Below are 9194 nucleotides of genomic sequence, written 5' to 3'. Positions count from 1 at the left end.
GGGGGGTGGAGGCGGACACGCGAGCGCACTCTGTCCAATCCTGGCTGCTTTTGTCGCGGGGAAAGAGAGACACGCCGCCCCCTCCCTTGGTCGGACGCCACCCGAGGAGGCGGAGTCTACCCGGGTCGGCGCTACGGAGTGCGGGCCAGGGGCTCCGCCTTCACCTGCGCGAAGAGGCGCTCGACGTCCGCTCGGCCGCACAGGTCCGTGCCCTGGGAGAGCAGGGCCGCCGTGCCGGAGGCGATGCCCCAGCGCAGGGCCTCCTCATGGGACTGGCCCCGGGCGAGCGCCAGCGTCAGCCCCGCGACGAAGCTGTCCCCCGCGCCCACCGAGCTGTGCGTCTCCACCGGAGGAGGCGAGGCGCGAAGCTGCGCGTCACGCGTCGTCAGGAGCGCGCCGTCGGCCCCCATGGACACTGCCAGGACCTCCGCCCGGCCCCTCGCCACCAGCTCCCGCGCCGCCTCGGCCTGGGTCGCCAGGTCCTCCGCCTTCCGGCCCGTCAGCTCGCGCAGCTCGCGGCGGTTGGGCTTGGCCAGGAACACCCCTTCCTCCAGCGCCGCCGAGAGCGGCGTCCCGCTGGTGTCCACCACCACGCGCACACCCAGCCGCTTCGCCAGCCGCGCGACACGCGCGTAGAAGTCGTCGGGCACGCCCTGGGGCAGGCTTCCGCTGGCCACGATGAATGCGGCGCCCGTGGCGACCTCCCCCACCGCGCTCAGGCAGCGCTGCCACTCGAGCTCGGAGAGCACCGGCCCGGGGAGGATGAAGCGGTACTCCCGGGCGCTGGCGCCCTCGGCCACGGTGAAGCTCTCGCGCGTGGAGCCCTCCACGGGGATGGAGCGGCGCAGCAGGCCCTTCTCCTCCAACAGCTCCTCCAGCATGAGCCCCGTGGCACCGCCCCGCGTGTAGACGGCGATGGACTCCCCTCCCAGCTCCCGCACCACGCGCGCCACGTTGATGCCGCCACCGCCCGGGTCCCTGCGCACCGAGCCGCACCGCAGCTTGTGCTCCGGGGTGACCTCCGGCACCGACGTCGCGACGTCGATGGCGGGGTTGAGCGTCAGCGTCACGATGTGCGCCATGTGCCAGGTCTCCAGCGATGGGAAGAGGTCGTCCCTCTCGGAACGCAAGCGCAGAGAGTGCCCCACCGGGCACGTCCCCGCCAGCCCGGCCGTTGCCATCCCCGCGCGGCTGATGCGAGATGCGTGACATGCCCTCGCCACGAGGCCCCACGCGGGACGAGCTCGACGCCGCCACCGGCCGCCACATGCCGGACATCATCGCGCCCGGCCTGCGCGTGCTCTTCTGCGGCATCAACCCCAGCCTCTACTCCGTGGTGATGGGCCACCACTTCGCGCGCCCCGGCAACCGCTTCTGGCCCACGCTGCACCTGTCGGGCTTCACGACGCGACAGTTGAGCCCCTCGGAGCAGGGCGAGCTGCGCGAGCAGGGCCTGGGCATCACCAACGTCGTCGACCGCGCCACCGCCACCGCGGACCTGCTCGACAAGTCGGAGCTGACCGAGGGCGCCCGCTCGCTCGAAGCCAAGGTGCGCCGCTACCACCCGCGCTTCCTCGCGGTGCTGGGCATGGGCGCCTACCGCACCGCCTTCGCGCGACCCAAGGCGCAGCTCGGACTCCAGGAGGAGACCTTGGGGACCACGCGGCTGTGGGTGCTGCCCAATCCCAGCGGGCTCAATGCCCACTACCAGCTCCCGGACCTGGCCCGGCTCTACGCGCAACTGCGGCTCGCCGCGGACACGCGCTGACGGCGCTTCAGGTGATGAGCCCCGCCTCGCGCGCGAAGCGGGTGACGACGGGCTGCACGTGGGGGAACGCGGCGGCGTTGCAGGCCAGCAGGCCGCGCAGGTTCTGCAGCTCGGAGCCGTCATAGCGATACGGCGTGCCGCCCAGGTCCGTGAGGATGCCCCCGGCCGAGCGCAGCACGGCCTCCGGCGCGCAGTTGTCCCAGCGATAGCTCTTGTCGCTGACGTGGAGGTAGAGGTCCGCCTGGGACTCCGCGAGCAGGCCGCACTTGACGCCCACCGAGCCGGACTCCTGCTCGCGGGTGATGCCCAGCCGGGCCACGACCTGGTTGGTCAGCTTGGAGCGATGCGAGCGCGACACCACCAGCCGCAGCGACGCGGGCTCCGCCACGTCCGACACGCGCAGGGCCCGGCGCGCGCCCGCCTTCTCCACGAAGCCCCCCTGCCCCACCACGCCCGAATAGAGCGTGTCGCCCACCGGCCGGTACACCACGCCGAGCACGGCCTCGGTGCCAATGGCCAGGCCGATGTGGATGGCGAACTCGCCGTTGCGGTTGACGAACTCCTGCGTGCCGTCGAGCGGGTCCACGAACCAGCAGCGCTCGAAGCGGCCAGCCGCGGCGCTGTTGTCGGACTCCTCGGCCACCACGCCGTCACCGGGGAAGGCCCGGCGCAGCGCCTCCACGATGAGGGCGTTGGCTCGGGTGTCCGCCTCGGTGACGGGCCCCTGGCCGCCTGCCTTGTCCTCGACGGAGAAGGGGGTGGCGTAGACCTCCAGCAAGAGGGCGCCCGCTTCACGGGCGATGCGGCGGGCGGTGTCGAGCTCGGTGTCGAGGGATGGCATGGGCGGACAGTCTGCCCTCGAATGGGGCCTGGGTGGGAGCTTGCGCGTCGGTGTGGACCTGGAGCATGGGGCGGACCGCCCCACGCGGGGCGGATTGCCCCACCCGGCCGGACGCGCCCACGAGGGAAAATGGTGGCGTGGCTCCTGCACTGCACGAAGCGAACCGTGAGCGCTCGGGGAGCGGGCCCGCGCCCAAGCCCCCGACGCGAAGTGAGGACATGCCGAGATGATGAAGGTGCTACTGGCGGGGTTGATGCTGGTGTTCGGGGGGATGCTCGCCTTCGGGGGCGGGCGCATGCTGTACCGCGCCCATGCGAGCGAGCGCTGGCCCACCACGGAGGGCACCGTGGTGTCCTCGGGCGTGGAGACGGTGCGCAACCGGCGCACCACCCGCTTCCACCCCGAGGTGAAGTACGAGTACTCGGTGGGTGGCCATTCCTACTCGGCGGACACCATTTCGTTCGGAGGCAATGACACGGGCGCGCTGCCGGATGCCCAGCGCCTGACGCACCGGTATGCCTCCGGCACGAAGCTGCCGGTGCACTACGAGCCGGACGACCCGGCCATCGCGTGCGTGGAGTGCGGCAACGCGGGGATGTCCAGCTACGTGGTGATGTTCGGCGGCCTGGCCTTCGCGGGACTCGCGGGCGCGGGCATGGTGGACATGGTGCGCTCCGACGTGCGCGAGCGGCGCCGCCTCAAGGGGCAGCGGCTCGCGCGGTAGCCATGGTCGCGGGCGCGGGCTTCCGCCTCAGCGCCTTCGCAAGGTGAAGACGTCGCCATTCTGCGCGACGACTCTGTAGCCCCCCAAGTCACCATCTACGTCCATGCCCAGCTGGAGTGGATCCGGAAACGTGTCTTCGTCGAAGTAGACGAGGAGCTTCTGGCGGGTGTCGACGAGCTCCAGGGGCCCCAGCGGCGCTGTCGCGAACACCTGGGGCACCGGGTCGGGCGCCAGCTCCTCGATGGTCTTCGTCAGACAGGTCGCCCACTCGCCCCGGTAGGCCTGCAGGCGCGCCTGGAGGTTCTGGAGCACGAGGGAGCTTCGGGCGGGAGCGGCGTTCAGCCGGTACTGGATGCGGGGCTGGCTCCAGTGCACGTCGATGAGGAACAGGCGCTTCTTGGCCTGGCGGACCTCCTCGCCTGTCCCCAGCTCCGTCAGCGCGAGCGTGAAGTCCTCGCAGAACTTCGCGTGGGTCATGGGCCGCATCGCCTCCAGACAGTGGGCGAGGGAGTACTTGCTCGCATAGCTCTGGTACACGCGGACCTCGTCGCCCAGGCGCTCGACCATGAACGAGTGGGGCTTGCGCGAGATGCGACAGTAGTAGGGGCCCGGCGTGTTCTCGAGCAGGCTCAGCAGCGCGGGCGCGCCGATGTCTCCCACGGCCGGCGCGTCGCCTCCCACCGTCGTGACGTCATCCATCCAGGAGGACGTGGCGCCGCACGAGCCCGACTCCAGGTTGTGCTTCGCGGTGAACTCCACGTAGTCCGCGAACAGCATGGACCGCAGGGTGGCCACGGAGGTCTTCAGGGCGAAGACCCGGACAACCTCCTCCAGGTCGCTCGTCGTCGTGCTCCCATAGGTGGAGAGCGGAGAGCACACGAACATCTCGATGGTGGAGAGCGAGAGCCGCGACTGGAACTTCCGTCCCTCGGCGGCGGCGCGACCGAGCAGCTCATCGAGCGGAGGATGCGCGTCCGAGCGCGAGATGAAGCGCTTGACGTCGAGCAGCTTCCCGCAGTGGGTGACCTTGCCGCGCCAGCCATTCCAGCACTTGAGACAGATGAAGAACTTCTTGGCGCACGTGTCACATTCGAGGCGGACTTCCATCTCCTCGCGCTTGCAGAAGCTGCACAGCATGAAGACTCCCGGGTTGGTCGGTGCCCGGGGAGCAAGCTGTGTACCCGGAGCGCAAGCCCAGTAAAGACAAGGACCTCCCTTGATGGAGCGCCAGACCTCGCGTCCACCCGGCACGCCTCGGCGTCCGGACGGCACGCAGATGCGCTCCTTGCGCGGGGCGTCGCGCGAGCCTCAAAGCAGCCCGTTCCGCGTGGTATCGATTGCCGACGGTCCCGTCCGAACGCCGGATGTCGCGACGGGAAGCGGACGGTCGGAGACCTCTCCCGTCCGACACTCCACATCCGCCCCAAACGAACGCCGTGCGGACCCGAAGCCCCTGTGTGACGCTGTCGCCCCCGCGCCGTGCCACCTGGACGGCCCTCCCTGAAGGAGCTCCCGCATGCCCGTCACCCTCCGCCCCGCCCAGCCCTCGGACGAGCCCGCTCTGGGCCGGATGGGCGCGGCGCTCGCACGGCTCCATCACGAGTTCGACCCTCAGCGCTTCATGCTTCCGGACGACGTGGAGTCTGGATACCGCTGGTGGCTGGGACGAGAGGCCCGCAAGCCTGACGCCGTCGTCCTCGTCGCCGAGCTGGACGGTGAGGTGGTGGGCTATGCGTACGGCCGCGTGGAGGACGTGGACTGGAACGCCCTGCTGGACCGCTCCGGCGGCTTCCATGATTTGTGGGTGGACGCGAAGGCCCGCCGCGCCGGCGTAGGCCCCCTGCTCGCCGAGGAGCTGATGCGCCGACTGACGGCCCTGGGCGTGCCGCGCGTCGTCCTGCACGCCGCCGCCAAGAACGAGCCCGCACAGCGGATGTTCGCGCGCCTCGGGTGGCGCCCCACCATGGTGGAGATGACCCGCGAGGCGCCCGACACGACCAAGAAGCCCTGAGGACTCAGGGCTTCCGACACGCCCGCCCCAAATGGCGGCGGGCGTGTCACCGGGCGAGGCTCAGTCCCAGGTGGTCCAGTCTGCTTCGTGGCCTCGGTCCGTCAGCTTCAGCCACGTGTTCTGACCGTTCGTCTTGGTCAGCAGCGCGGCGTTCTCGACGGCGGTCTTGGGGACACCCGCCCCATAGCCCGAGGGACACTGGAAGTTGTCGAAAGACCCCGTCCCACCCATTGCCCAATAGTCAGACGGGCAGGCGGTCGCAGTGCAACTTGTCCCGTACTTCCGGCATGCATGCGGATGGCTTTCGGCGCAATTCGTGTCGTACCAGGTCCCATTGGCCAGAATCATGGCGCAGTGCTCGTTGCCATTGTAGTTGTTCGGCTCGGTCGCGGCCCACTGCGTAAACGGCACCGGGGCACCGCCCCAGTGAACCCACCGCCCCTCTTTCGTCTGGTCCGTGAGGTTGACCCAGACAATGGCTCCCTGCTGCTTCTGCTGGAGCGCCGTGTTCTCGATGGAGTTCCTGGGTGCCGAGAACGTCCAGCCATCGCCACAGACACTCGCGCTCCAGGCGCCAGCCGTGGCCGACAGCTTCCAGTCATTCAGCACACAGCCCTGGCTCGTACACCGGCAGGCGTGCTTCACCGCGGTATCGCAGGGCGCGTCATTCCAGGTGCCCGTCACGTTGGCCAGCGCGCAGTTCTCGGCGCCTCCCGCGTTGTTCGGCTCGCCCGTCCCCCAGGGCTGGAAGGGGACCTCCTCCCAGCGACCTGCCTCGAACTGGTCCGTCAGGTTGACCCAGGCGTTCTTGCCCGAGAGGTACGAGAGCTCCTGGAGCTGATAACCCATCGAGGCGTTCCTGGGCGGGACGAACTCATAGCCCGCGGGGCACTGTGGCCGGTTCCAGGGGCCCGTGGCGTCCGTAATGAACCAGGGATTGCCGGAGGAGGAGCCGGTTGCAATCCGGAGGCAGGCATAGGCCTTGTTCGTGGCGCAGGGGGCGTCGTTGTAGCCATACAGCCCCTTCCACTCAGCGCAATGCTCGACACCATCGTAGTTGTTGGGCTCGCCGTCAGCCCACCACTGGAAACCCTCGTACTGCCATTTGCCCTCGAGCAGGCGGTCGGAGAAGTTGACCCAGACGTTGTCTCCGCCATCGACGAGTTCCTGCAGCTTCTGGTTCTCGTAGCCGTTCTGGGGGGGAATGAATGCATATCCGTCCGGGCAGAAGTTGTACTGGGGCGCCCACTCGTAGGCCCCCGTCGACAACTTCCAGTAATCAGACGGACAGTAGGAGGCGTCACAGGTCGCGCCCACCTTCTGACAGGCGCGCCGCAGACTCGAAGCACAGTCCACGTCGTTCCACTGACCGGTATCCGCCTGGAACTCCGCGCAGTCTTCATTGTCATCCCCGTCATTCGGCTCATCCTCGCCAAAGGACCAGAGCGCCTCCTTCATCGCATCCATACTGACACCATACGGTGAATACGAGAGGTTCGACTCCACCTGGTCCATTGAGATGCTGAAGCCACAGCGCGTGGCAGCCCAGTAGTCCAGGTAGTGGGAGAACCCGGAGTACGGCAGCCCACAGTGGAGAGTCTGGTCACAGATGCGCAGCTCCGAGAACTCCGTCCAATACAGGCCCAGCGCCCCGGGCAGGTCCTGCGAGCGACAGGAGGGATATCCGGTGAACTTCTGCGCCTCGTTCGCGGGGTAACCGGGCGCGTTGACCCACAGATCCGGCTCGGCCGAGCCGCCCTCATGGTGCCCCGAACTCTCGGAGAAGACCCAATCCTTGAGCGAGCCGCCGTTTCCATCGGGCAGGGATGAATAGTCGAATCGGTCCTTCACGGAGATGATGACCCGCTTGCCCATCCTGGCCAGTTCCTCGTTCGTCGGCCAGCGCTGGGGATGATACTCGCCGGGAGCCTGGGAGCCCGACCCCATGGCCCACGGGTTCGAGAAGTAGGTTCGCAGGTCCCGCGGAGTGAAGATGAGACTGCCCCGTGTATCCCCCGGGACATTCGGATAGGACTTGTCGAAGAAATGGCGCAACAGGTTGACCATTCGCGTCCGGGAATCCGCCGAGTTGACCTCCAGGTCCTCAATGCCAATCAGAAGGACTTCATTCTGGTTCTGGGGCTCGCGGAGCCAGGTCGAGATCTCCCCCAGGATGCCATTGATCGGCGTCGAGAAGGGCTCCACGGCATGGCTGAAACACAACCCCGGCGCCTGTGCGTTGCCGTAGGGGTCGTTTGGCTCGTCCTTGCTGTAGAAACAGCCATGGTCCCAGACGTCCACATAGAGCGCGCGCATGCCCATGGCGAGCTGGTTGTAGACATAGCGGTGCTGATTGACTCGCGTGTACCAACGCCCGCCGTGGGAATAGGCATTGCTGACGTGGGCATTGTGCGCGCCAAGCCGCTGGAAGCGCTGGACCGGAATGTCTCGCTGGAGCTCGGTCTGCTGGAATCTGGCGGCGTGCGCCGCCCAATAATCACCAGGCTCCATCGCCTGGGAGACAGCCCCTGACTCCTGGGGAGGAGTGGGTTCAGCTTCAGCCGGAGGGGTGTTGCAAGAAACGCAAGCAAGCATGCCCATGAGCAGGCAAGCATTGGCCAACTTCATATAGTGCTGTCCTTGGATGTCCCCCAGGCCCGGTTCGGCCAAGGGGGCGCGCCTTCTACATCCACCTACGTTGCGGGACAAGCACGGAACATCGGCCTGTTGAACAATTCTTGTATCGCGGAGCTGGGCAGGGAGCGCGGGGAATTCCGCTCAGAGGTCGATGATGCCCCGCCGTACGGCCACCACCACCGCGTGCGTGCGGTCCCTGGCCGAGAGCTTCGTCAGCACGTTCTTCATGTGCGTCTTGACGGTCTCCTCGGAGATTCCCATCTGCGCGGCGACCTCCTTGTTCGCGTTGCCCGCGGCGACCCGGCTCAGGACGTCCCGCTCGCGCGTCGTCAGCTCGTCGTCCGCCATGTGCTCGGCCATCTCCGACGCGATGTCCGCGGAGATGCGGCGGCGCCCCGCATGCACGCTGCGGATGGTCTCCACCAGGTCCTTGCGCAGCATGCTCTTGAGCAGATAGCCGGACGCGCCCGCCTTGATGGCCCGCACGGCCTGCGCGTCGCCCTTGTAGGTCGTCAGCACGACGATGCGCGCCGCCGGGAACTCCGAGCGAATCGCGGTGATGGCGTCGATGCCATTCATCTTGGGCATCTGCACGTCCATCAAGGTGATGTCGGGCTGGTGGGTCCGGTAGGCCTGGAGCGCCTGCTCGCCGTTCTCCGCCTCGGCGACCAGCTTCATGTCCGGCTGGCCGGCAATCATCCCGCTGAGCCCTTCACGCAACAGCGGATGGTCGTCGGCCACCAGGATTCGGATGTTCGAGTCCATCGCGTTCATGACGTCAAGGATACCACTCCAGGAGGGATGCCGGAATCTGGCCATCACCGCGACAACGGGACTGATACACCCTCAACGCCAGCGGATTCCTCACGCCCCGTGCCGCTCTCTGCACAGGCCGAGTCCCCCGCCATCCCCCGAAATGGGGAGGACATCCTCCCTGGCATGGGGTTTCATCCAGACGTCTGGCATCGCTATCCTCTCGTCGTGCAACGACTCATCTCGATGTTTCCCGAGGGGACGCCGGGAATGGCCTGACTATGGCTGCGATTGCCCGTGACGGGGGCCTTGCCCTTCAACGCCACTGGGGATTGAGCCGTCACCCGAACGGGGGATGCTCTCGCGGGACTTCCGGGTGTTTTATGTAAAACCCAGGTCGACGGCAGTCTCGTCCCCATGAAGTGCAAACACCCCCGAGGAGCCCCATGCCCAACGCCCT

At 67.8% G+C, this 9194-nt stretch carries 8 protein-coding genes; 3 read left to right on the top strand and 5 right to left on the bottom strand.

The genetic code is table 11. The features are described from left to right. Positions 1-131: 131 nt before the first annotated feature. On the bottom strand, positions 132-1082 hold the full coding sequence (locus tag FJV41_RS45575; RefSeq protein WP_141648905.1) for a 1-phosphofructokinase family hexose kinase: 951 nt from the start codon (positions 1080-1082) through the stop codon (positions 132-134). A gap of 128 nt (positions 1083-1210) precedes the next feature. Here FJV41_RS45575 and mug point away from each other — a divergent pair, with 128 nt between their 5' ends. Continuing rightward, positions 1211-1768 (top strand): G/U mismatch-specific DNA glycosylase, encoded by a 558-nt coding sequence (gene mug / locus FJV41_RS45570; protein WP_281291620.1) that lies wholly within the window; start codon positions 1211-1213, stop codon positions 1766-1768. Positions 1769-1775: 7 nt separating this feature from the next. On the opposite strand, the gene FJV41_RS45565 is transcribed toward mug, so the two are convergent. Continuing rightward, on the bottom strand, positions 1776-2609 hold the full coding sequence (locus tag FJV41_RS45565) for a 3'(2'),5'-bisphosphate nucleotidase CysQ family protein (RefSeq protein WP_141648904.1): 834 nt from the start codon (positions 2607-2609) through the stop codon (positions 1776-1778). Between the two features lie 226 nt (positions 2610-2835). On the opposite strand from FJV41_RS45565, the gene FJV41_RS45560 reads away from it, so the two are divergent. After that, on the top strand, positions 2836-3333 hold the full coding sequence (locus tag FJV41_RS45560) for a DUF3592 domain-containing protein (RefSeq protein ID WP_141648903.1): 498 nt from the start codon (positions 2836-2838) through the stop codon (positions 3331-3333). Between the two features lie 27 nt (positions 3334-3360). On the opposite strand, the gene FJV41_RS45555 is transcribed toward FJV41_RS45560, so the two are convergent. Further along, a complete protein-coding gene (locus FJV41_RS45555; protein ID WP_141648902.1) occupies positions 3361-4470 on the bottom strand; it encodes a hypothetical protein in 1110 nt (369 codons plus the stop codon). A gap of 379 nt (positions 4471-4849) precedes the next feature. Here FJV41_RS45555 and FJV41_RS45550 point away from each other — a divergent pair, with 379 nt between their 5' ends. Further along, complete coding sequence (locus FJV41_RS45550) at positions 4850-5344, top strand: GNAT family N-acetyltransferase (RefSeq protein WP_141648901.1); 495 nt, start codon at positions 4850-4852, stop codon at positions 5342-5344. A 60-nt stretch (positions 5345-5404) separates the two neighbouring features. Here the strand turns inward: FJV41_RS45550 and FJV41_RS45545 are convergent, their stop codons facing one another. Both FJV41_RS45545 and FJV41_RS45540 read right to left on the bottom strand, forming a co-directional pair. Next, positions 5405-7855, bottom strand: a complete 2451-nt coding sequence (locus FJV41_RS45545) for a lectin-like protein (RefSeq protein WP_181791399.1) — start codon at positions 7853-7855, stop codon at positions 5405-5407. A 267-nt stretch (positions 7856-8122) separates the two neighbouring features. Continuing rightward, on the bottom strand, positions 8123-8755 hold the full coding sequence (locus FJV41_RS45540; protein ID WP_141648899.1) for a response regulator: 633 nt from the start codon (positions 8753-8755) through the stop codon (positions 8123-8125). Positions 8756-9194 lie beyond the last annotated feature (439 nt).

The organism is Myxococcus llanfairpwllgwyngyllgogerychwyrndrobwllllantysiliogogogochensis (assembly GCF_006636215.1).
In the GTDB taxonomy this organism is placed as follows: domain Bacteria; phylum Myxococcota; class Myxococcia; order Myxococcales; family Myxococcaceae; genus Myxococcus; species Myxococcus llanfairpwllgwyngyllgogerychwyrndrobwllllantysiliogogogochensis.
This window is presented reverse-complemented; position numbering and strand designations above follow the sequence as displayed.

Bases quoted from the DNA above. Each gene is read 5' to 3' on its own strand.
- FJV41_RS45575 (WP_141648905.1), bottom strand. From the start codon at position 1,082: ATGGCGCACATCGTGACGCTGACGCTCAACCCCGCCATCGACGTCGCG.
- mug (WP_281291620.1), top strand. From the start codon at position 1,211: ATGCCCTCGCCACGAGGCCCCACGCGGGACGAGCTCGACGCCGCCACC.
- FJV41_RS45565 (WP_141648904.1), bottom strand. From the start codon at position 2,609: ATGCCATCCCTCGACACCGAGCTCGACACCGCCCGCCGCATCGCCCGT.
- FJV41_RS45560 (WP_141648903.1), top strand. From the start codon at position 2,836: ATGATGAAGGTGCTACTGGCGGGGTTGATGCTGGTGTTCGGGGGGATG.
- FJV41_RS45555 (WP_141648902.1), bottom strand. From the start codon at position 4,470: ATGCTGTGCAGCTTCTGCAAGCGCGAGGAGATGGAAGTCCGCCTCGAA.
- FJV41_RS45550 (WP_141648901.1), top strand. From the start codon at position 4,850: ATGCCCGTCACCCTCCGCCCCGCCCAGCCCTCGGACGAGCCCGCTCTG.
- FJV41_RS45545 (WP_181791399.1), bottom strand. From the start codon at position 7,855: ATGGAGCCTGGTGATTATTGGGCGGCGCACGCCGCCAGATTCCAGCAG.
- FJV41_RS45540 (WP_141648899.1), bottom strand. From the start codon at position 8,755: ATGAACGCGATGGACTCGAACATCCGAATCCTGGTGGCCGACGACCAT.